This is a genomic window from Corallococcus terminator, assembly GCF_003611635.1.
GTDB lineage: Bacteria > Myxococcota > Myxococcia > Myxococcales > Myxococcaceae > Corallococcus > Corallococcus terminator.
Genome location: NZ_RAVZ01000818.1, coordinates 1 through 440, shown reverse-complemented (window position 1 = coordinate 440; position 440 = coordinate 1). Strand labels below are relative to the sequence as shown.

Genomic DNA, 440 nt, shown 5'->3' with positions numbered 1-440 from the left:
TGATCGTGGTGCTCTCGCTGATCCCGGTGGCCGTCGAACTGCTCCGCGCCCGCCGCACCAACCGCAGAGGCACCACCACCGCCTGACGGCCCCGCGCGCAGGCACCGGCCGACGCAGGCATAGGAACCTCTACCCCCGGTCCGAGGCCCAGAACCGGGTGTAAAGGTTCCTTTGCCTGCGCGTCAGGCGAGGTCGAGGTCGGCCAGGGTGAAGGCGGCGCGGTACTCGAAGCCGGCGGCCTCGACCGCGGCCCGGCCCCCGCGGTCGACGATGACGGCGATCGCGACCACCTCCGCGCCGGCCTCCTGCAGCGCCTCGGCGGCGGTCAGCGGGCTGCCGCCGGTCGTCGACACGTCCTCCACGACGAGCACCGCCCGGCCCTCGACGTCCGTGCCCTCGATCCGGCGCTGCAGCCCGTGGGCCTTGCCCTCCTTACGCAC

General features: G+C 73.9%; 1 protein-coding gene. It reads right to left on the bottom strand.

The genetic code is table 11. The features are described 5' to 3' along the window. Window positions 1-182: 182 nt before the first annotated feature. The coding region (locus D7V88_RS42285) for a phosphoribosyltransferase family protein (RefSeq protein WP_279636154.1) at window positions 183-440 on the bottom strand (258 nt) is incomplete at its 5' end.